This is a genomic window from Pseudidiomarina aestuarii, assembly GCF_003987355.1.
Lineage (GTDB): Bacteria > Pseudomonadota > Gammaproteobacteria > Enterobacterales > Alteromonadaceae > Pseudidiomarina > Pseudidiomarina aestuarii.
The window spans coordinates 102941-123857 of the sequence record NZ_PIPR01000001.1 but is presented as its reverse complement, the minus strand read 5'-3'; the positions used below and the strand labels follow the sequence as shown (position 1 = coordinate 123857).

Below are 20917 nucleotides of genomic sequence, written 5' to 3'. Positions count from 1 at the left end.
GGCTTTCCTTAACGTGGTTCAGCTTAAGGTTTTTGCTGATACTTCTTATACAGTTGCATATGACGGTTGTTTAAATCAACCAAACTACCATCAATGAACATCCATTGAATATCTTGCTCGAGATGATTCAAGATATCGCCCTCAGAAACAACCAACGAAGCTTGCTTTCCAACTTCCAATGAACCGACTTTATCCGCAACACCCATTACTTGTGCCGGCTTGAGCGTGATCGCCTCAAGTGCAGTTGCATGGTCCAGTCCATAGGCCACAGAGTTACCTGCGGCGAACGCCAAGTTACGAATATCCCAATAACCAGGGTAGCTCAGCGCGAAGTTTACACCGGCGGCGGCAAGCGCTGCTGGCGTTGCATAGGCTTGATCGTAAGCCTCATCATGACGCGATGGCAAGCCGTACATAGCACCATAAACAACTGGCACTTCCGCAGCGGCTAATTGCTCAGTCATGCGCCAAGCATCACGAGCCCCCATCAGCACTAACTCAAACCCGTGCTCTTGGGAGAAGTCTATCGCCTGCTCCATTTGACGTTTATCATTAGCATGCACAAACAGTGTACTAGAGCCGTCAAACAACCCGGTCATCGCTTCCCAGCGCAAATCCGTGCCATTCAGCTCACCCGCTTGCTTCGCATCATAATAAGCTCGCGCATCAATGAATGCCTGCTTGAGCTCTGCCAACGCCTCGGCATTTGCTTTACGTTGCTCTTCTGGTGAACGCCGTTCCCACCAAGCCGTATTCAGACCGGTACGCGGCCAACTGACGTGAACACCGACATTCAGCGCTTCACCCGCATCTTCATAAGTCCAGCCATCGGTTTGCAACAAGCTCGAGCGTCCCATGATCAAGTTACCTTGTGGCACAATTTGCGCATGAGTAATGCCGTTGTAGCGAATAGTTGGAATCACTTCAGAGTCTGGGTTATAGGCCGTATGGCCGCTCACTTCCGGCGTGATATTGCCCACTTCATCTTGGTCGTCCGTAGCGCGTACCGCACCAATTTCAACCAAACCTAACGTGGTATCCAAAGCAATCAATCCAGGATAAATATGCTTGCCAGTCACGTCGATAACCTGAGCATTTTCTGGTGCAGCTAAATCCCGGCCAATCGCTGTAATTTTGCCTTCAGCAAACAACAGATCGGTGTCTTCTTGAATGCCATTCGTGATGGTGTACAAGGTACCACCTTGCAACAGGATCGGTTGTTGCTGTGGTTCACCAGGAACCATATCGTGTGCAGTTGCGGCAACACTAGCACCGATGACACTGGCGGCGAACACCGCTTTCATTAAGTTTTTCATTAGTGTTGGCCTCCGTGATTATGAGTGTCTAAAGCAAATGCATCCATCCAGACATCATGCTCTGAGTCACAATGCCAAGTCGGTTGTGGTTGCTTGTAGCTACCGCCACTGCCGTTTCGATCGCTCGCTGAGCTACCGAGTACCTTTTGTATCAATTGCTGCTTCTCTTCAACCAAGGCAACGCGCAACTCTGCATCACGCTCGCGATCAAAGTATTTACGTGCGTTGATCCACGTTTGCTGCGGCTGCGCGTAAGCACTCAAAGGATGTGCATTCCAAAGCACAAAGTCCGCATGCTTACCTTCTTTGATACTACCGACGTACTCGTCTACTTTGAGCTGTTTGGCAGGATTAAGTGTGACCATTTGCAATGCTTCATGTTCAGATACACCACAATACCGAACCGCTTTCGCCGCTTCGGTGTTTAACCGCCGCTGCAGGTCATTCGAGTCCGAGTTGATACTGGTCAGAACACCTTTCTCATGCATTAAACAAGCATTCTGTGGAATCGCGTCATACACTTCGAATTTGTAGGCCCACCAATCAGCAAACGTTGAGCCGCCGGCACCGTGTTTAGCCATCTCGGTGGCAACTTTATAACCCTCGAGAATATGCGTGAACGTGGTGAGAGTGAAACCAAACTCTTCTGCCAAACGAATCAGCATTAAAATTTCTGATTGCACATACGAATGCGCGTGTACGAATCGCTCACTGTTGAGAATTTCTAGCAACGCGTCCAAACGATAGTCAGTACGCGGCGGCGCTGTCTTCGCTTTTTCACTGCGACTCAATTTGTCATAGGCCGCTTTGCGTTCTGCATATTCCAGTGCTGCAGTAAAACCATCACGAATCACCGTTTCCACACCCATCCGCGTTTGCGGGTAGCGGGTAGTGAACGTGGTGCCCCAATTGGATTGCTTCACGTTTTCACCCAAGGCGAATTTGATGCTCGGTGGTGCTGCATCAAGCTTCATCTGGTCGCCAGTTGCACCCCAACGCAGTTTGATTACTTGCGCTTGGCCACCCACAGGGTTCGCTGAACCATGGAGTAATTGCGCCATGGTGGTACCACCTGCCAATGAACGATAAATGTGAATATCGTCAGGGTTAACTACATCACCGATCCGCACTTCTGAAGTCAGCGCTTCTGACCCTTCGTTCACACCACGATCAATTGCGATGTGAGAGTGTTCGTCAATAATACCCGGGGTGACATGCATACCGGTTGCGTCAATCACTGTGTAGCCGCGTGGGGTGCTCAAATCCTCACCGATGCGATAAAAATTGCCATCACGTACCAGTATGTCTGTATTTTCTAAAACACCAGCTTCATCAGCTGTCCATACCGTTGCATTTTTGATGTGAAGATTGACCCGCTCTGGCAGAGCTGTTTGTCCATAAGCGACGTTGGGAAACGTCAATTGACTAACATAAGTCACTGCATCTGAGTCAGCTGCGTCTTGTTCTGCTTCAGTACTGTTCGTCCGGGTAGCAGTAATATCGAGAGAGCGACCATCTGGTGCAACCGCGGTACCTCGATAACTCGTATCTGCGATTTGATTCAAACGCATCCGCCAAGCACCATTGACACCAGCAAAGTCAGCATCGACGACAAACTGCAGTGCTTCATCGGTACGCGAAGCATTGCGAAGCTTATTCGACTGCTCGCCAACGGTTAATTCACCGCTGACGTTCTTGCCATCTTTCAACGTTAGGCGCGCAGATTCGTTGGCAATCTGAACATCAAAGTCGCCAGCGAATACTGCTTTTGTCAGTGGTTTTAGCGAGACTTCTTCGCCTTGCAACCATACCGATTTGATTTCGCCGTTGGTAAACAGGTCACCCTCAGCAATAACAAAGTCAGCCATATAGCCGGTTGCAATTTTACCGGCTTTATCAGCAATGCCGGCAATCTCTGCTGGGACTGTGGTTAACGCGGCCAGAGCCACATCTTTACTTAAACCATGTTTAACGGCTTTGCGTACGTTCGGCCAAAACTCACCCGATTTTTCGAGTTGATTCATAGTAAATGAAAAATCTATACCTGCTTGAGCGAGTGCAGCAGCATTACCCGGCGCACGCTCCCAATGCCGCAAGTCAGCTAATTCAACGTCGAGATCATCATCGACACCATCTACAGCAGGTGCACTAGGGAAGTTCAACGGAAGAATAATCTTCGAGTTCGCTGCTTTGATAGCATCAATACGGGCATACTCGTAGTTCGAGCCGACGTAGGTCACCGGGACTTGGAACTGGCTAAGTAAGTCATGCGCGCGCAGCAGTGTTTTATCGTCTTCGACTCTGAAGACCATTCCTTCTTGTTCAATACCTGTCAGCTCAGCTAATGCAGCGTTGAACTCAACCGGACCATTATGTGCATCTTTGCCGTAAGCAGATTCGTACCAGTTTGCATCTGCCAGCGTCTGCCGAACCAATGCAATCGACCCCATTAAAGATGACGGGTACTGTTGTTTCGAACTGCCTTTATCAAAAGAACCAAAATGTTTGGCTTCAGCGCGATAAATCACATCATTGGCAATTTTATCCGCTAACGAGACTGTCACTGCTTGACCTTGAAAAATACCATCTAAACGAGCGCTCTGAACGGCAGTAAAACCTTGCTCAATATAGGGCGTCGCTGCTTTGCTATCATTCGCGAACGACTGGAACCAGTCTTGCTGAGCATGAATTGCATCATTCGCAGCATTACCACCTTCGCGCTTATTATTGTAGATAGGGGGAACATTGCGTGAGCGCCGCTCGGCTTGCTCGGGCTTCGGTACACCATAGTTGCTGTAAGCGTCGATAAACCCTGGATAGATAGTATGACCGGTTGCGTCAATCACGCGTGCACCGTCTGGTGCGCGGTTGTTACTATTCACCGAGATAATCTTCCCGTTGCGTACCACTAAGGTCGCGTTTTCCAGTTGTTTTCCGGGTTCGGTTACAATAGTCGCATTCTGAATGGCCACAAACGTGGATGAATTATCTTGGAGTCCTCGTATTGGTGTTGTTTGCGATGCAGCAGCAACTATCGGTAATGCTGCTAACAACGCTAACGTCACCTTACTCAGGTGAATACTCGCCTTCATTCGCTTCCCCTTGTTCGATGTATGGTATTACACTACAGTACTGGCAGCAGCTACTGTTGCGCAATCCAAATAGAGGCGAAAAGCGTAATGCAGTCGTTAAACCGCTACAACAAGGATAAAACCATGAAACTTACACAACTAATCACAGCAGGTTTGGTCGGCACATTCGTTCTTATTGGCTCAGCCGCAGCGCAAAACGCCTTCAACGATGCAGACAAAGCAGTTGAATACCGGCAGAAAGCATTGTCGGTGATGCAAAACAACTTTGCCGCGATGGGCGACATGGTTAAGGGAGATGTAGCGTGGGATTCAGCTGTATTTGCAGCCCGCGCCGCTGACTTTGCGGCCATGAGCAGTATTCCATGGTCTGGTTTTGAAACTGAAGGCGCGAAGCCCGGCAATAATACCGATGCACTTCCCGCCATTTGGGAAAACTGGAGTGACTTTCAAGAGCGCGCTGAACAACTCGAAAGTGACGCGCAAGCGTTACTGAGCGCAGCTCAAGGTGGCGACGAAGCAGCCATGAAACGATCATTCATGGCCGCAGCTCGCAATTGCAAAGGCTGTCACGATCAATACAAAGATTAATAGAGCAGCCAAAACAGCAGCGCAATAATCACCGCTGCTAGCGCGATTCCAAGCGCACCATGACGCAGTTCTGGTGCGCTTTTTAGTTCGCGTTTGCCATGAATCATGGCGGCTAATAAAGGGATACCCAGCCATTTATAGGCTGCAATAGCCACAATATGCACACCGATAATACCCAACAACACATTGAAGTTTGTCTCGTGTATGGTGGTGAGCAAGCTCGCTGTATCACCGCTAACCAGCGCATTTAAAGGTCCGCTGAAAAAGATATCGTCAGTAGCAAATAGTCCCGTCGAAAATTGAATGAGCAATAACAGTAACATCAAGATGACGGCCCAACCGCCTATTGGATTGTGCGTGGCTTCAGGTTGATACTGGTGCTGGCGTAACTCGCGTACATGCTGAAGCGCAGCGCTCGGACCTTTGAGAAAAGAGGTAAACCGCGCATTCCGACTACCAATCACACCCCACACCACACGCGCAATGACGAGTCCACCCGTTACAAAAGCTAAGCGTTGATGCCAGTCCATGTAAAGGTTCTCTGCCGTCCACCATAACGACACCAATAGTGCCGCGAGTAACCAATGAAAGAGTCGAACAAAGCCATCCCAAACCCGAACTTGTTGCACGAACCTTCTCCTTGAAGTTGATTGCTTGACTATTTCAGTATCGCGAATCTTGCCATATTTTGCTATGGTCTGAGATGTTCACGACTAAGTAGTAACACGGAGATCACCAATGAAAATACTCGTTGTTGATGACGACTTTATTTCATTAGAAGTTCTGAAAGCCATGTTAAGTCACTACGATGCGACCATTCTCGTTGCGCAAACCGGACATGAAGCTGTTGAACAAGCCCTGTCTCAACGCCCAGACTTACTGCTGCTCGACCATGAATTACCAGACATGACAGGACTCGACGTTTATTGCGAGATTTCTGCTCAACTCGGTGACCAGGCTCCAGTAGCAGCCATGATTACCGGTCATGATTTTGCAGAATTTTCTGATGCTTGCGCTCAGGTAGGTATTCATCACCATTTGCAGAAGCCAGTGTCACCGAAAGGTCTAGCGGATTTGCTGCGCATCACCAGCGGCGTTGAGTAAACGCTGACTTTCTTCGAGGAAGTTAGTCGAATAATCTCCAAAATAGTCTTTCAATGCTGAAAACTCGGCAATGAAAGCTGCTTTGTCTGCATGCTCCAACTCATCCAAAATGCGTCTAAAAGTGTTGATGTAGCGGCGCATCATCGCAAAATTCTGAGGTTGCGACAGAATGATGTCGGCATATAGCTCTGCATTTTGCGCAAAGAGCCGCCCTACCATCATCAATTCCAGTCGATAGATGGGTGAACTCAAGTCGAGCAACTGCTGCAAGTCAGCTTTTTCTTCTGCTAAGTGCATGCCGTATACAAATGTTGAGAGATGTCGCATCACTTGCACAAAGCCCATGGCCTCATCATGCTCTGCAGCGCTCACTTCACGAATATGTGCACCCCAGCGAACAATCGAGTCTAATAGCCACTGATATCGCTCTGACTCGCGTCCATGGGTAACGACCACTAACTGTTTTGCCAATGTCGCTTGCTGCGGGCCGAACATAGGGTGCAGTCCTACCACAGGTCCCGGATGCTTGACTAGCATGGCTTGTAAAGGTTTGTCTTTAATACTCGTGACATCAGCAAGAATCGTCTCAGCATCCAGTTCAGGCAGTTGTTTGATGACCGCTTCCGTTTGCGCAATAGGCACCGAAATCAATACTAAGTCAGCGTCCCTAACCAGTTCTGGAGCTCTATCCCAATCATCTCGATCGAGGATTCTGACGGTCGCCCCAGCCGATCGAAATTGCCTTACAAAAAGCTGTCCTAAAGCGCCAGCACCGCCGACAACAGTGACCACGCGCTCTTGCAAATGCACATCAGCGGCTTGTTGTTGCTGGTAAGACTCACGAATCACCCGTCGTAAGACATCCTCAATCAAATCAGGCGACAGACCTAACGCCTCGGCATCACGCCGCCGTTGCTCTAGCATGGCGCGCTCACGCTCAGGTACATACAAAGGTTGCCCCATGGCACGCTTCACAACACCAACATCCGCTGCCAATTGACGCCGACGCAACAACAGTTGCAACAACTCATGGTCAGTTTGGTCTATCTCTGCACGTAAGTGTGCTAATTGCTGTTGAGCGTCCGCCATCAAATACTCCAATGATTGCGCAATGAATGAGTAGTCCTTGCATTGTGCCTGAATTTAGCCACAAAAAAACCCGCATGAAGCGGGTTTTTTGACTATCAGGATAGTATCCCTTACGACAGCTTTTCGCGGATACGTGCAGATTTACCTGAACGCTCACGCAAGTAGTAGAGTTTCGCACGACGTACCGCACCTTTGCGCTTCACGACAATGCTATCTACGATTGGGCTGTGCACTTGGAACGAGCGCTCAACACCTTCGCCGCTAGAGATTTTACGTACTGTGACTGCTGAATGCAGACCACGGTTACGCTTTGCGATAACCACGCCTTCAAATGCCTGAATACGCTCACGGTTACCTTCAGTTACTTTAACATTAACGACCACTGTATCGCCCGGCGCGTAGTCCGGAAGGTCGGTTTTTAATTGCTCGTCTTCGATCGCTTTGATCAAATTGTGACTTACTTTTGCCATATCAGCCTCTCTTGCCTAGATTAACTACCCGAACCTGTATCTTGCGCGTCGTTTGCCGCTATAAATTCAGCTAACAGCCGCTGCTGTTCGTCAGTCAGAGCTAGGTGATTTAACAATTCGGGACGTCGTAGCCAGGTTCTTCCGAGTGCCTGCTGCAATCGCCACCGTCTAATTTCTTCATGATTACCGCTCAGTAACACCGGCGGTACCACCTCACCATCGAGCACTTCTGGTCGTGTATAGTGTGGGCAATCTAACAAGCCCTCTGCAAAAGAATCTTCCTGTGCAGAATCAGCATGTCCCAATACCCCGGGAATAAACCGAGCAACAGCATCTATCAACACCATTGCAGGGAGTTCCCCACCACTTAACACGTAATCACCAATCGACCATTCTTCATCGACGTGCCGCTGAATAACGCGTTCATCGATGCCTTCATAACGACCGGCAATCAGTATCAGTTGCTCATTCTGGGCCAACTCTTTGACACCAGCCTGATCCAACTTGCGACCTTGAGGTGACAAATAAATCACCTTCGATTGCGAGCCCAGTTGCTGTTTGGCGGCAGCAATCGCATCTGTGAGCGGTTGCACCATCATTAACATTCCCGGACCACCGCCATAGGGGCGGTCATCTACGGTGCGGTGTTTGTCATGTGTGTAATCGCGAGGATTAAAACATTGCAGCTTTAATCGCCCATCTTTCACAGCACGGCGTGTCACACCACTTTCAGTAATAGCTTGGAACATCTCAGGAAAGAGCGTTATAACCCCAACCTGCAATTGCTCAGCCATTAAAAATCCGCAGGCCAATCGACAATAATGTGTTTGTTTTGACGGTCAACTGACTGAACATATTGACTCTGAATAAACGGAATCAACCGTTCTGAACGTCCAAACGCATCATTGCTATTCGCTTTCACGACCATGACATCATTCGATGCTGTGGCCATTATTTGGTCGACTACTCCCATGTTATAACCGTCCGTATTTGCGACAGTCATCCCAATCAAGTCTCGCCAATAAAACTCATCCTCTGGCAACGCTGGTAATTGCTCTGCGGTTATCACGACATCCGATCCAGTCAGCGCATGCGCTCCATCACGGTCATCAATGTTCGCTAGCTTCGCAATCAGCCCCTTGTTGTGTCGACGCCATTCCTCGACTTGGACCTGCTGCTGCTTACCACCTTTCACAATCTGCCATGGACTGTAATCAAAAATGGCTTCCGCATCATCGGTATAGCTTTGAATTTTCAACCAACCCTTCACGCCGTAGACCGCACCGATTTGGCCAAGGACTACTTGTTCTGCGTTTGTTGTCATAACTACCTGATACGGTTTTTAAAATTAAGCTGCGCTGCGCGCGTCTTTAACTAACTTTGCTACGCGCTCAGATAAAGCTGCGCCATTGCTTACCCAGTGATCAACACGGTTTAAGTCAACACGTAACTTTTCTTCCTGGCCGCGCGCAACCGGGTTAAAGAAACCTACATTCTCAATAAAACGACCGTCGCGGGCATTGCGACTGTCAGTAACTACCATCTGGTAGAAGGGACGCTTTTTAGCGCCGCCACGTTGTAAACGAATGGTTACCATTACGTTCCTCGATACAGTTTATAATGTTAAGTAAATAAAAATGCCTCCGACCGTAGTCAGAGAGCTGCAGCATTCTACCGATTTTTGGTTCGAATGCAAGTATTCCCTAGCGTTTAGGGAACATTCCCGGCGGCATCTTGCCGCCCATTCCACCAAGGCCGCGAAGCATTTTAGACATGCCACCGCCTTTCATCTTCTTCATCATTTTTTGCATTTGCAAAAATTGCTTGAGAAGCTTATTCACATCTTGCACCTGAGTTCCCGAGCCAGCGGCAATACGGCGCTTACGTGAACCTTTGATCAAGTCAGGATGTGTGCGTTCTTTGGGGGTCATCGAATTGATGATTGCTTCCATGCGAACGGTCATTTTGTCATCCATCTGCCCTTTAACTTGCGCACTCATTGCGCCCATTCCAGGCATCTTGTCGAGCAACCCCATCATGCCGCCCATATCGCGCATCTGAGCGAGTTGGTCACGAAAGTCTTCCAGTGAAAACTTCCCTTCTTTCATAACTTTCTGAGCAACTTTGGCGGCTTTGTCCTTGTCGACTTTCTGCTCCAACTCATCGATTAACGAGAGTACGTCGCCCATGCCCAGAATACGCGAAGCAATGCGCTCAGGGTGGAAGGCCTCTAAAGCAGCGGTCTTCTCGCCTACACCCAAGAATTTGATTGGTTTACCGGTAATATGTCGAATGGATAGTGCCGCACCACCGCGCGCATCACCATCGGTTTTGGTCAGGATGATCCCCGTCAACGGTAAAGCTTCATTAAAGGCACGTGCTGTATTCGCGGCATCCTGACCCGTCATGGCATCAACCACAAACAAGGTCTCAATTGGCTTCACCGCTTGGTGTAGCTCTTGTATTTCGGCCATCATGGCTTCATCAATGGCTGTGCGACCTGCAGTATCCACCAACACCACATCGAAAAACTGCTTTTTCGCATGTGCGATCGCTGCCTCAGCGATGGTTACTGGGCGCTGGTCTACCGTGGACGGAAAGAAGCTAACTTCGACTTCATTCGCCAGGGTCTCGAGCTGTTTAATTGCCGCCGGACGATAGACGTCGGCACTAACGACCAAAACTTTCTTCTTCAGTTTCTCGCGCAAGTACTTCGCTAACTTACCGACACTGGTGGTTTTACCCGCCCCTTGCAGGCCCGCCATTAAAATTACAGCTGGCGGTTGTGCGGCTAAATTGAGGGGAACGTTGCCGTCACCCATTGCGTGCTCGAGTTCTTGCTTAACGATTTTCAGAAATTCCTGACCGGGTGTCAGGCTTTTGTTCACTTCGGCGCCAACTGCGCGTTCTTTCACTCGCGCCACAAAGTCACGTACTACTGGCAATGCGACATCCGCCTCCAGCAGCGCCATACGTACTTCACGCAGCGTATCTTTGATATTGTCTTCAGTCAGTCGACCGCGGCCGCTGATAGCCTTCAATGATGATGAGAGGCGTTCACTTAAATGATCAAACATGTGACTGTTCCGCTTTACTTCGGTTAATGCGCAAGGCACGCATGGAATTCGTTAAAATGGCGTCCAGTATAGCTGAATTCAAGTTCTTTTTCTTCACTGATAACAACTTGAATGACTTGGGTTTCCACTCAAGTATGCCTATACTAGGATTCCATCAAAACGGAATGATTCTCAGTATGACACTGTTATTAGTCATCGCAGTCACACTTTATCTTGTTGCAGCAGTGACCATGTGGCGACAATTGGGCCGCAATGCTCAATTGCCCAAGTGGTTTATTACCTTGCCTATTGTGGCAGTGGTTCTGCATGCTTGGATTCAGTGGGAGCATTGGCGATTTGACGGCTTTGATCATATTAATATCACCTTTAGTCTGAGTGCCGTCGCCCTCTTGCTGGTTATCTTAGCCATTGCGCGAGGCACCAAACCTGGTGGCATGTTGTTGCGTCCGGTCGTTTACTTATTCGCCGCAGTCAGCGTCATTTTGATGAACTTTAGCCCGGTCAATTGGGGCGCAGAATTCAATCTAAGTCCAGGATTGTTAGTGCATGTAGTTCTGAGTCTTTGCGCTTATGCCATTTTAATGTTGGCAACTTTGTATGCTATTCAAATTTTGTATGTCAGTTATGTGCTCAAACACCACAAAGCACAGGCGACCGCAAGTTACCTGCCGCCGCTGATGACCGCGGAGCGATACTTTTTCCGTCTCTTGAGTACGGGAACATTTGTGTTGGTGATAGCGATTATCAGCGGATTTGTATTTCTTCAGGATATGTTCGCGCAAGGACAGTCACATAAAACCGTATTAAGCACGCTGGCGGCGCTCATCTATGTTGTTATTGTCTTCTTACATGGGGCTCGTGGCGTGCGCGGACGCGCCATGGTCATCGCTAGCGTAGTGGCTAGCTCCATTCTCACCCTGGCCTATTTCGGCAGCCGGTTTGTCAAAGATGTGTTATTGAACACTTGACTTCATATCGGTGCTGATTACATTAGACCTCTGACGCATTACTACAGGATTTGTTCTTGGACGACATAGCGACATCCACCCTACTCATTATTTTGGGTGTTTTACTGTTTTTATCGGCATATTTTTCAGGCTCCGAAACCGGCATGATGTCGATCAACCGTTATCGCCTCCGTCACCTAGTACAACAGGGACACCGCGGGGCTAAGCGGGTTCAGTACTTGCTCGATCGACCTGATCGACTCATCGGTCTCATCCTCATTGGTAATAATCTGGTTAACATTGCCGCGTCGGCCGTTGCTACCATCATCTGCTTGCGCTGGTTTGGTGATGCAGGATTGGTGGTGGCTACATTTGGACTGACTCTGGTGGTACTCATTTTTTCCGAAGTCACGCCAAAAACTATTGCCGCATTGCACCCAGAGCGAGTCGCATTTCCAAGCTCTATTATTTTGAAGCCGCTGTTGACTATCCTCTATCCAGCTGTTGCCTCAGTAAACTTCATTACCAACGGTTTTATGCGCATGCTGGGTGTGAATCCTAACAACACGCAGGGGCAAGACGCTCTGAGCTCAGAGGAGTTGCGCACTGTTGTCAATGAAGCCAACTCGATGATCCCTACGAGTCACCAAGAAATGCTGCTCAGTATTCTCGACCTCGAGAAAGTGACCGTAGAGGACGTGATGATACCGCGAGCGGAAATCAGTGGTATTGATGTTCAAGATGACGTGAAGTCCATCATCAAACAACTGTCGCAAGCTCAGTACACACGCATTTTGCTCTACCGCAATGAAATTGATGATGCCATTGGCTTTATCCATGCTCGCGACATTATGCAGATTGTGACGAAGAACAGTGTTGAACTCGACAAGTCAGAAATCGTTCGTTCGGCGCGCGAAATCTACTATATCCCCGAAGGCACACCGTTGAATGTGCAGTTACTCAAGTTTCAGCGTAATAAAGAACGTATCGGCTTAGTGGTTGACGAGTACGGAGACATTCAGGGGCTCGTAACACTCGAAGATATTCTGGAAGAAATTGTCGGCGACTTCACGACAACGATTACTCCACTGTCGAGCGAATCAACCACGTTGCAGCCAGACGGCTCGGTATTGGTGGATGGTGTTGCCAACATCAGGGATTTGAATAAGGAAATGAATTGGAATCTGCCTATTGACGGTCCCAAAACGGTCAGTGGTCTGGTCATTGAAGTTCTCGGCGATATTCCGCAACAACCGCTTTGTTTGACCGTCAATGATTATCGGTTAGAGATAGTGGAAAGCAGCGACAATATGGTCCGTAAAGTTCGCTTCTTTGACCTCTGAGAAGCCTAAACTTAGCCAAACAGCAAGCGTTCGAACCAACCTCGCTTGAGTTCATCCTCACAGCTCCGTAATTGCGCGCCATAGCGCTCGGCGCGAGCTTGAACTTTGCGCGATGTCTGAATTAACCAACCTTTCTGCGCATAGGTCTGGCGACGATAGCCACCCCAACCCTCGTGATAATTGAGGTATTGCTCGTACGCATCCCACTTCGAAACACCATTGACTGTGTGAGTTTTACTGATAAACCAACCCATGAAATCAATGGCATCATCAAAATCGTCTCGTGATGCCCAGCCATTGTCGGTTTCACGTTGATAGTCTTCCCAGGTAGGAGTCTTCGCTTGAGAATAACCGTAGGCACTGCTCACGCGTCCCCAGGGAATGATCCAGAGCAAATAGTCTCGCGGTGGCAGAGCATCATGTTTGAACGAACTTTCTTGGTACATGATTGCCATAGGCACGTGAATAGGAACACCCCACTTGTCACGCATATCTGCTGCAGCGTCATACCAATCACGTTTTTCGCGGAAAATTTCACACAGATTATCCGGTTGCTCGGGTGGCGCCGATGCACAACCCGCTAACACAGAGCAACCTAGGGCAATGGTGACAAGTGTACGAACAGGTTTCAGCATGCGTAACAACTCCTAGCTCTACTGACAATCCGGCGAGGCACAGGCCGCACGACGAAAATAATCACTTAAAAACGCACTAAAATCTGAACCAGCGTCTTGTTGCTCTATTGCGCGTTGTTCCGCCAACGATGCTTGCGCCCAAGTCGCGAATTGTTCTGCGGTAAAATGAGATAATGGTTTGGCCAGCTCAGCTTTATATTTTTTGGCTAACTGCATACCCAGCTCACTATTATCCAACTGTTCATCGCGCAATAAGCTCAAGAATCGACCAGAGAACGTCAACTCAGGATTCAGAACCGCTCGATACTGGTCGTTGACTACAGCGACATACTCGTCGCTTTGATAGGCTTCATCCAGCCACTTTGCAATACCGTGTAATTCTCCGAAAATATCTTCTAACCAATCGGCGATAGGTCGTTCGAAATCGCCATCTAATAGGGTTAGACGCGGGTTACGCCCGTCAAGCACCACGCGGTTAAAGTTGCGGTCTGCTAGCGCTTGTTCATCAAGTGACATAGTCGGACTGTCGAGCAACAAGCAGTACAACAAAAAGGTATCTAAAAAGCGGATTTGCTCGGCACTAATGCCGATCGCACTGAATGGATTTACATCCAGAGCGCGAACCTCGATATATTCGACGCCACCGCGTTCCAGTGCTTGAGTCGGCGTTTCACCGTTTTTAGTCACGCGCTTCGGCCGTATTGGCGAGTAAAATTCATTTTCAATCTGCAAAATATTACTATTCAACTGACGGAAATCGATGCTCCCATCAGCTTGCGGCACTGCGACACCAATGCGTTCAAAACGAGCTGACGGTTTTGTAATCGCACGACGCAAGCCAGCTACATAATCTTCCAGAGAATTGTAGGTAATGGCTAAGTCGGCTTGTTCTTTATTGGTATAACCCAAATCGCTCATTCGTAAAGATGTGCCATATTTTCGATAGACGGTGCCTTTACCGAGAGACTCAAATTCCATCGATGAATCGGCGTGCTGCAAAAACGACTGACAAATAGCAGGAGACGCTCCAAACAAGTATGGGATAACCCAACAGAAACGTTTGTAGTTACGAATTAAATCAAAATAGCGACGTGACTTGTACTGGCAGTCTGCGGTAGTTCCTTCAGCTGCGGCAAGTGCTTGCCACAATGTCTCTGGCACCGAAAAGTTATAGTGCACACCCGATATGATTTGCATGGCGCCGCCATAGCGGTAGGTCAGACCTCGCCGATACAGCGTTTTCATACGGCCCACATTGGAGGAACCATATTGCGCAATTTGAATGTCTTTTTCGTCGCCAACAAAGCACGGCATACTCAATGGCCATAACAACTCGTCACCTAACTGCTGAAGTGCGAATCGGTGAACATCGGTCAGCTGGGCTAAGGTTGTCTGAATATCTTGCGCCACGGGTGTAATAAATTCGAGCAGGTTTTCCGCATAATCGGTCGTAATGTAATCATGTTTTAGCGCTGAGCCAAGTGCCTCAGGATGAGGTGTTTGAGCCAATTTTGCGGTCGGCGTGATTCGTAAACATTCACGTTCAATGCCTCGAGAAATATCACGTAAAACAGCGGTGTGACCGGTTTTTCTTAGGTTCTCTATCTGAGCTCTAATTGTCGACTGCAAAATCAGACCTACCTATGCTAATGAACTGCTATATGAAAGGACAAAGCTTACTGGTTATTCGGCTGATAGTCTATGTTGTATGGGCATTCCGTGGCAAACAATCGCTTGGCGCAACTACGCTGAAATGGCATGATGAACAGACTTGAAGTGAGGAGACGAAACGGCGTGAAGAATACTCCGGACCAACTGAAGCGAATGCAAGAAGCTGTGCGTGATGCGCAAGCTGCTGCAGAAGCTAAAAGTGAATTTTTAGCGAACGTGAGTCACGAGATTCGAACTCCGATTAACGCCATTCTCGGCATGACCCAATTGTGTTTGAAAACTGGGCTTGATGAGCAGCAACGCGGCTATCTGAAATCGATAGAGAGCTCGTCCAAAATTTTGTTGGGTATCATCAACGACATTCTCGATTTTTCTAAAATCGAAGCCAATAAACTAACGATTGAGACCATTCCGTTTGATTTAGAAGAAATGCTGGCAAGTCTGGCCGATATGTTTGCTTATAGAGCCTATGATAAAAACCTCGAGTTCGTCATTAAGCTACCCAGCAACATTCCCACGCGTCTTATTGGCGACCCGCTGCGACTCAACCAAGTACTGGTGAACTTGGTGAGTAACGCGATCAAGTTTACCGATAGTGGTGAAATTGTGATTAGCGTCACGCTTCTGGACCTTGATGACCAAGAAGTGTTTCTACGATTCTCAGTAACAGATACCGGCATCGGTATGGACGAGCATCAGCGAGCCAAGCTTTTTCAAGCATTTACCCAAGCCGATTCTTCGACAACGCGGAAATTCGGTGGCACTGGTTTAGGTCTCGCCATCTCGCAGCGTATTGTAAAACTGATGAACGACGACGGTATTGGCGTCATCAGTAGTTCGGGACAAGGTTCGACATTCTTCCTTGAACTCAAATTACCGTTGCAACCCAACGCCGACCAAACGGTTGCTGAATCCATTCGTGCGCGGTTAGCGCAAAAATCAATTCTGGCGATAGATGATAATCTCACGACGCGTGACATGATTACGGAACTGCTTCGGTCGCACCAAGTGCAAGTCACTTCAGTGCGAACAGCCGAAGATGCATTGGAAGTTATGCAAACGCAACACTTTGACGCTTGTTTTGTGGACTGGCAGTTGCCCGGCATGAGTGGGCTCGACTTCTGCCGGGAATTACTCGCGACCGAGTCAGCCACGCAACCGACTCCAGCACTTATTTTGGCAACCAGTTACCATGCTCATGAACTACGGAACGAAGCCAGAGCCGCTGGCGTTCAGCATCTCATAGTAAAACCCTACCTGAGCAGCAGCGTCATTCGCGTATTGAGTTCAGCACTGGCGTTATCCGGAGATAGCTCCGAGCAACCCAGCTTAGATCTCGAGCAAGAGCTGTGTTGTGCGCCCATTTTGATTGTCGAAGACAATGATATTAATTTGCATATAGCGCAAGAACTGTTGACCCATGCAGGTGTGCAAGTCGACACGGCAATGAATGGCGCGGAAGCTATTGAACAAGTGAAGCGTAAACAATACGCGTTGGTCTTTATGGATATTCAAATGCCGATCATGGACGGCCTTACCGCCGCTGAACACATCCGAACCTTATATTCGTATCAACAACTACCGATTATTGCGATGACAGCGAATACATCGAGCGAAGATATCGAACGTTCCTTGGCGGCAGGTATGCAAGATCACATCAGCAAACCCATTGATGAAAAAGTCCTGCTTAAGGCGCTGCAAAAATGGTGTATTCGCGGGGAATATGCCATGTCGATGCCAGTAACGCAGCGGCACGAGTCAACTGCGGCACCGGCCATAAGCTACCCACGCCATGCGGATATCGATTTTCAGTCCGCATTAGAACGCCTCCAACATAACACGAGCTTGTATCGCACACTCATCGAGCGGTTGGTACATGACTACAGCGATGCACCACAAAAGATTGTTGATTACTTGGCAAAAGGCCAACATGAGGAAGCTCGTCGCTTCTTTCATACGCTCAAAGGTGCGGCGGGCAACCTCGGTTTAGTTCGCTTAGAAAAAGCAGCTGCAGAACTTGAACGCCACACCAAATCAGGTGATTACGAATATGTCGCTGACCACATCATGCGCTTGAATCAATTGCTTGAACAAGCCGATCTAGCCTGTTCTGATTTGCTTTTGTGGCAACAGCGCAACAACAAAAGAGGATAATCATTTCCAATGACACGATTTCTGTTTCTGATTCCGCTCGTTTTAAGTGTGTTGTGGTTTATTTACTTACGCGTCAATGGTTGGACGCTGAGGCAGGGACTGCGGGGGTTTATTTACATTCTTATATTCAGTAGCTTTGTCGCGATTGTCTACACGCTTCTACTGTGGTTAACGGGCCGATAAGGCCCGTTAACTGTAGTCATTAACCTACTAACGCCAACAAGATACCGGCCGCCACCGCCGAACCTAACACTCCAGCAACGTTCGGTCCCATCGCATGCATAAGCAGAAAGTTCTGTGGATTTGCCTCTAGCCCGACCTTATTAACGACTCGTGCCGCCATAGGTACAGCTGAAACTCCGGCAGCTCCAATCAATGGGTTAATCGGTGATTTACTGAATTTCGCCATCAGCTTCGCCATCAATACGCCGGAGGCGGTACCGATCGAAAATGCAAATGCGCCGAGTAATAGAATGCCTAAGGTCTGTACCGACAAAAACTGATCAGCTGAGAGTTTTGAACCAACCGCCAACCCTAAAAAGATGGTGACAATATTGATCAGCTCATTTTGTGCGGTTTTACTCAGTCGATCGACCACACCCGCTTCACGCATCAAGTTCCCTAAGCAGAACATCCCCACCAATGGTGTTGCGGTGGGCAAGAATAGCAAGGTTAGAAACAGGACTGCCAACGGGAAGATGATCTTCTCACGTCGGCCAACTGGTCGCAGCTGTTCCATTTGGATAGCGCGCTCAGCTTTCGTTGTGAACAGCTTCATAATCGGAGGCTGAATAATAGGTACTAACGCCATGTATGAATAAGCTGCAACGGCAATCGCACCAAGTAAGTCAGGCGCTAAGCGTGATGCGAGGAATATTGCTGTGGGCCCATCCGCGCCGCCGATAATTGCGATTGCACTGGCATCTTTCAGTGTAAATTCAAACCCTGGTACGCCATTAAGCGCAATAGCCCCGAATAGAGTTGCAAAGATCCCGAATTGAGCGGCAGCACCTAACAGTAATGTGCGAGGGTTCGCCAACAGCGGACCAAAGTCAGTCATAGCCCCCACTCCCATAAAAATGAGCAGTGGGAATACGCCCGTCTCGATCCCGACATAATAGATGTAATAGAGCAATCCACCCGGGTCATTGAAACCGGCTAATGGAATGTTCGCGAGGATGGCACCAAACCCAATTGGCAGTAGTAACAGCGGTTCAAACTTTTTACTGATTGCCAAGTACAGCAGTAAAAGTCCAACTACCATCATCACTGCTTGGCCCCATGTAAACGCAGCAATAGCGGTACTATTCCACAATACTTCCCAACGTCCCATGGTTTACTCCAAGGTAATCAAAATATCGCCGACATTAACACTGTCACCTTCTTTGACGTCGACATCGACGACGGTTCCAGCCTGTTCAGCTTTGATATCCGTCTCCATTTTCATTGCCTCAAGTATGATGACAACCTCTCCAGCTTCCACAGTTTCGCCCGGCTTAACCATGACCTTAAAGACATTGCCGGAAAGTGGTGCGCTGATAGGCTTCACATCGCTAGACGGGGCCGACTTACTATCTGAAGTCTTGCTATCCGTTGATGCCGAAGCCGATACTTCGCCAGAAGGCCCAACCTCGACTGCAAACACTTTACCGTCAACCTTCACCGAGTAACTCTCAATGCCGCCTTTAGCTGGCGATTTTACAGCCTCTTTTTTGGGCTGTGGGTCGCTGCTATCAGCGCCAGTAGGCACGGGTTCAAAAGCGTCTGGATTATCACGATTCTGCAAAAACTTCAGGCCAATTTGCGGGAACAACGCGTAGGTCAGAACATCATCGACTTCGTTTTCTGCCAAACGAATTTTGTCTTCCTTCGCCTTTTTACGTAACTCAGTAGTCAGTTGCTCGAGTTCATCGTCAATTAAATCAGCAGGACGAACAGTAATGGGCTCGTCTCCCTCTAACACGCGCTGTTGCAATTCTTTATTTACCGGTGCAGCGGTAGCGCCATATTCGCCGCGCAAAACACCTTTGGTTTCTTTCGAAATAGATTTGTAACGCTCTTGGCTCAATACATTCAACACCGCTTGAGTCCCGACAATTTGAGATGTCGGTGTGACTAGCGGAATAAAGCCCAGATCTTCGCGGACTTTTGGAATTTCGGCGAGTACTTCATCAAATTTATCTGCAGCACCCTGTTCACGAAGCTGGTTTTCCATATTCGTCAGCATGCCACCAGGTACCTGTGCGAGCAAAATTCTCGCATCGATTCCTTTGAGCGAACCTTCAAACTGAGCATACTTCTTGCGAACTTCGCGGAAATAGCCAGCAATGTCCTCAAGATGCTCTAAATCAAGACCCGTATCTCGCTCCGTTCCCTCGGTCATTGCCACAATCGTTTCAGTAGCTGAGTGGCCATAGGTCATGCTCATTGAAGAAATCGCGGTATCGAGCATATCAATGCCCGCATCAATGGCCTTCTGATAGGTTGCTGTGCTTAATCCTGTGGTCGCGTGACACTGCATCGCAATTGGAATGCTGAGATTCTTCTTCAATGCTGAAATCAGTTCGTGAGCCGCTTGCGGACGCAAGAGGCCTGCCATGTCCTTGATGCATAATGAGTCGCAACCTAGATCTTCAAGTTGCTGCGCCATCTCTAACCATTTGTCCAATGTGTGCACCGGACTGACGGTGTACGACATGGTGCCTTGCGCATGCCCATCTACCGCTTTCGCTGCCTTGATAGCCGTTTCAAGATTGCGGACGTCGTTCATAGCATCAAAAATACGAAATACATCGACACCGTTTTCACGAGCTCGCTCAACAAAACGTTTAACGACGTCATCGGCGTAATGACGATACCCGAGGAGGTTTTGACCGCGCAACAGCATCTGTTGTGGTGTCTTCGGCATGACCTTTTTCAGCTCGCGGATACGCTCCCATGGGTCTTCACCCAGATAGCGGATACAAGCATCGAAAGTAGCACCACCCCACGATTCCATCGACCAGAAGCCAGCGTCATCTAATTTTTCAGCGATGGGCAACATATCATCGAGTCGCATTCTTGTCGCTAACAGCGATTGGTGCGCGTCACGCAAGACAAGTTCGGTTAGCAGTAATGGCTTACTCATGCAGAATTCTCCCTCAACGGCAGTTTGATAGCTAATTGTTGGTCACTTAAGACTTAGAGCCGCGATAACGGTGAACAGCAGCAGTAATCGCTGCAAGTTGCTGTGCTGTTGGTTGTGACACTGCTTTCGATTTTTTACGCGCTGGTGCTGACTGCACATCGACCTCAACCACGAATCGACGCAACAAGAGCATGGCGCATATCAGTAGCGATAAAAACATGAATACCGTCACCATGCCCGTAAACAGGATAGCCAGCGCTTCGTTCAATTGCTCATTCATGCTGCGACACTTCCTTAGCAAGTA

General features: G+C 48.6%; 20 protein-coding genes. 6 read left to right on the top strand and 14 right to left on the bottom strand.

What is annotated here, in order from left to right:
* Positions 1-23 precede the first annotated feature (23 nt).
* Positions 24-1316 carry an amidohydrolase family protein gene (locus CWE22_RS00605; RefSeq protein ID WP_169929478.1) on the bottom strand — a complete coding sequence of 431 codons (1293 nt, stop codon included), beginning with the start codon at positions 1314-1316 and terminating at the stop codon, positions 24-26.
* Entirely contained in the window at positions 1316-4408 is a 3093-nt protein-coding gene (locus tag CWE22_RS00600; RefSeq protein ID WP_169929477.1) for an amidohydrolase family protein, read from the bottom strand. Before CWE22_RS00600 ends, CWE22_RS00605 begins: the two co-directional genes overlap by 1 nt.
* A gap of 123 nt (positions 4409-4531) precedes the next feature.
* On the opposite strand from CWE22_RS00600, the gene CWE22_RS00595 reads away from it, so the two are divergent.
* The gene (locus tag CWE22_RS00595) at positions 4532-4996 is read left to right on the top strand and encodes a c-type cytochrome (RefSeq protein WP_169929476.1); all 465 of its coding nucleotides are present in this window, start codon (positions 4532-4534) and stop codon (positions 4994-4996) included.
* On the opposite strand, the gene CWE22_RS00590 is transcribed toward CWE22_RS00595, so the two are convergent.
* Positions 4993-5625, bottom strand: coding sequence for a cytochrome b/b6 domain-containing protein (locus CWE22_RS00590; protein ID WP_169929475.1), 633 nt, complete (start codon positions 5623-5625; stop codon positions 4993-4995). The genes CWE22_RS00595 and CWE22_RS00590 overlap by 4 nt on opposite strands.
* A gap of 109 nt (positions 5626-5734) precedes the next feature.
* Between CWE22_RS00590 and CWE22_RS00585 the strand changes: the two genes are divergently transcribed.
* The gene (locus CWE22_RS00585; RefSeq protein WP_169929474.1) at positions 5735-6100 is read left to right on the top strand and encodes a response regulator; all 366 of its coding nucleotides are present in this window, start codon (positions 5735-5737) and stop codon (positions 6098-6100) included.
* Here CWE22_RS00585 and tyrA read toward each other — a convergent pair.
* The 6 genes from tyrA to ffh all read right to left on the bottom strand — a co-directional run bounded on the left by tyrA (position 6062) and on the right by ffh (position 10736).
* Complete coding sequence (tyrA, locus tag CWE22_RS00580; RefSeq protein ID WP_169929473.1) at positions 6062-7189, bottom strand: bifunctional chorismate mutase/prephenate dehydrogenase; 1128 nt, start codon at positions 7187-7189, stop codon at positions 6062-6064. The genes CWE22_RS00585 and tyrA overlap by 39 nt on opposite strands.
* A 110-nt stretch (positions 7190-7299) precedes the next feature.
* Positions 7300-7659, bottom strand: a complete 360-nt coding sequence (gene rplS, locus CWE22_RS00575) for a 50S ribosomal protein L19 (protein WP_169929472.1) — start codon at positions 7657-7659, stop codon at positions 7300-7302.
* 20 nt (positions 7660-7679) lie between these two features.
* A complete protein-coding gene (gene trmD, locus CWE22_RS00570) occupies positions 7680-8453 on the bottom strand; it encodes a tRNA (guanosine(37)-N1)-methyltransferase TrmD (protein WP_244595912.1) in 774 nt (257 codons plus the stop codon).
* A complete protein-coding gene (rimM, locus tag CWE22_RS00565; RefSeq protein WP_169929471.1) occupies positions 8453-8983 on the bottom strand; it encodes a ribosome maturation factor RimM in 531 nt (176 codons plus the stop codon). Before rimM ends, trmD begins: the two co-directional genes overlap by 1 nt.
* Positions 8984-9007: 24 nt before the next feature.
* Positions 9008-9256, bottom strand: coding sequence for a 30S ribosomal protein S16 (gene rpsP / locus CWE22_RS00560; RefSeq protein ID WP_169929470.1), 249 nt, complete (start codon positions 9254-9256; stop codon positions 9008-9010).
* A gap of 106 nt (positions 9257-9362) precedes the next feature.
* Positions 9363-10736 carry a signal recognition particle protein gene (ffh, locus tag CWE22_RS00555; protein WP_169929469.1) on the bottom strand — a complete coding sequence of 458 codons (1374 nt, stop codon included), beginning with the start codon at positions 10734-10736 and terminating at the stop codon, positions 9363-9365.
* Between the two features lie 176 nt (positions 10737-10912).
* On the opposite strand from ffh, the gene CWE22_RS00550 reads away from it, so the two are divergent.
* Complete coding sequence (locus CWE22_RS00550) at positions 10913-11704, top strand: cytochrome C assembly family protein (protein WP_169929468.1); 792 nt, start codon at positions 10913-10915, stop codon at positions 11702-11704.
* Between the two features lie 56 nt (positions 11705-11760).
* A complete protein-coding gene (locus CWE22_RS00545; protein WP_169929467.1) occupies positions 11761-13026 on the top strand; it encodes an HlyC/CorC family transporter in 1266 nt (421 codons plus the stop codon).
* An 11-nt stretch (positions 13027-13037) separates the two neighbouring features.
* Here the strand turns inward: CWE22_RS00545 and CWE22_RS00540 are convergent, their stop codons facing one another.
* Positions 13038-13661, bottom strand: coding sequence for a transglycosylase SLT domain-containing protein (locus CWE22_RS00540; protein ID WP_169929466.1), 624 nt, complete (start codon positions 13659-13661; stop codon positions 13038-13040).
* A gap of 18 nt (positions 13662-13679) precedes the next feature.
* Positions 13680-15290 carry a glutamate--cysteine ligase gene (gshA, locus tag CWE22_RS00535; RefSeq protein WP_169929465.1) on the bottom strand — a complete coding sequence of 537 codons (1611 nt, stop codon included), beginning with the start codon at positions 15288-15290 and terminating at the stop codon, positions 13680-13682.
* 165 nt (positions 15291-15455) lie between these two features.
* On the opposite strand from gshA, the gene CWE22_RS00530 reads away from it, so the two are divergent.
* Positions 15456-17486 (top strand): response regulator, encoded by a 2031-nt coding sequence (locus tag CWE22_RS00530; RefSeq protein ID WP_169929464.1) that lies wholly within the window; start codon positions 15456-15458, stop codon positions 17484-17486.
* Between the two features lie 9 nt (positions 17487-17495).
* Positions 17496-17669 carry a hypothetical protein gene (locus CWE22_RS00525; RefSeq protein ID WP_169929463.1) on the top strand — a complete coding sequence of 58 codons (174 nt, stop codon included), beginning with the start codon at positions 17496-17498 and terminating at the stop codon, positions 17667-17669.
* 19 nt (positions 17670-17688) lie between these two features.
* Here CWE22_RS00525 and CWE22_RS00520 read toward each other — a convergent pair whose 3' ends face one another.
* From CWE22_RS00520 to CWE22_RS00510, 3 genes are read right to left on the bottom strand one after another with little or no spacing between them, the layout of a single operon-like run.
* Positions 17689-18819 carry a sodium ion-translocating decarboxylase subunit beta gene (locus CWE22_RS00520; protein WP_169929462.1) on the bottom strand — a complete coding sequence of 377 codons (1131 nt, stop codon included), beginning with the start codon at positions 18817-18819 and terminating at the stop codon, positions 17689-17691.
* Positions 18820-18822: 3 nt separating this feature from the next.
* Complete coding sequence (oadA, locus tag CWE22_RS00515; RefSeq protein ID WP_169929461.1) at positions 18823-20613, bottom strand: sodium-extruding oxaloacetate decarboxylase subunit alpha; 1791 nt, start codon at positions 20611-20613, stop codon at positions 18823-18825.
* A gap of 46 nt (positions 20614-20659) precedes the next feature.
* Positions 20660-20893 carry an OadG family protein gene (locus tag CWE22_RS00510; protein ID WP_169929460.1) on the bottom strand — a complete coding sequence of 78 codons (234 nt, stop codon included), beginning with the start codon at positions 20891-20893 and terminating at the stop codon, positions 20660-20662.
* Between the last annotated feature and the right edge of the window lie 24 nt (positions 20894-20917).

What these genes read in the sequence shown, in the direction of transcription:
- CWE22_RS00605 (WP_169929478.1), bottom strand. Translation starts at nt 1,316, where the DNA reads ATGAAAAACTTAATGAAAGCGGTGTTCGCCGCCAGTGTCATCGGTGCT.
- CWE22_RS00600 (WP_169929477.1), bottom strand. Translation starts at nt 4,408, where the DNA reads ATGAAGGCGAGTATTCACCTGAGTAAGGTGACGTTAGCGTTGTTAGCA.
- CWE22_RS00595 (WP_169929476.1), top strand. Translation starts at nt 4,532, where the DNA reads ATGAAACTTACACAACTAATCACAGCAGGTTTGGTCGGCACATTCGTT.
- CWE22_RS00585 (WP_169929474.1), top strand. Translation starts at nt 5,735, where the DNA reads ATGAAAATACTCGTTGTTGATGACGACTTTATTTCATTAGAAGTTCTG.
- tyrA (WP_169929473.1), bottom strand. Translation starts at nt 7,189, where the DNA reads ATGGCGGACGCTCAACAGCAATTAGCACACTTACGTGCAGAGATAGAC.
- rplS (WP_169929472.1), bottom strand. Translation starts at nt 7,659, where the DNA reads ATGGCAAAAGTAAGTCACAATTTGATCAAAGCGATCGAAGACGAGCAA.
- trmD (WP_244595912.1), bottom strand. Translation starts at nt 8,453, where the DNA reads ATGGCTGAGCAATTGCAGGTTGGGGTTATAACGCTCTTTCCTGAGATG.
- rimM (WP_169929471.1), bottom strand. Translation starts at nt 8,983, where the DNA reads ATGACAACAAACGCAGAACAAGTAGTCCTTGGCCAAATCGGTGCGGTC.
- rpsP (WP_169929470.1), bottom strand. Translation starts at nt 9,256, where the DNA reads ATGGTAACCATTCGTTTACAACGTGGCGGCGCTAAAAAGCGTCCCTTC.
- ffh (WP_169929469.1), bottom strand. Translation starts at nt 10,736, where the DNA reads ATGTTTGATCATTTAAGTGAACGCCTCTCATCATCATTGAAGGCTATC.
- CWE22_RS00550 (WP_169929468.1), top strand. Translation starts at nt 10,913, where the DNA reads ATGACACTGTTATTAGTCATCGCAGTCACACTTTATCTTGTTGCAGCA.
- CWE22_RS00540 (WP_169929466.1), bottom strand. Translation starts at nt 13,661, where the DNA reads ATGCTGAAACCTGTTCGTACACTTGTCACCATTGCCCTAGGTTGCTCT.
- CWE22_RS00525 (WP_169929463.1), top strand. Translation starts at nt 17,496, where the DNA reads ATGACACGATTTCTGTTTCTGATTCCGCTCGTTTTAAGTGTGTTGTGG.
- CWE22_RS00520 (WP_169929462.1), bottom strand. Translation starts at nt 18,819, where the DNA reads ATGGGACGTTGGGAAGTATTGTGGAATAGTACCGCTATTGCTGCGTTT.
- oadA (WP_169929461.1), bottom strand. Translation starts at nt 20,613, where the DNA reads ATGAGTAAGCCATTACTGCTAACCGAACTTGTCTTGCGTGACGCGCAC.
- CWE22_RS00510 (WP_169929460.1), bottom strand. Translation starts at nt 20,893, where the DNA reads ATGAATGAGCAATTGAACGAAGCGCTGGCTATCCTGTTTACGGGCATG.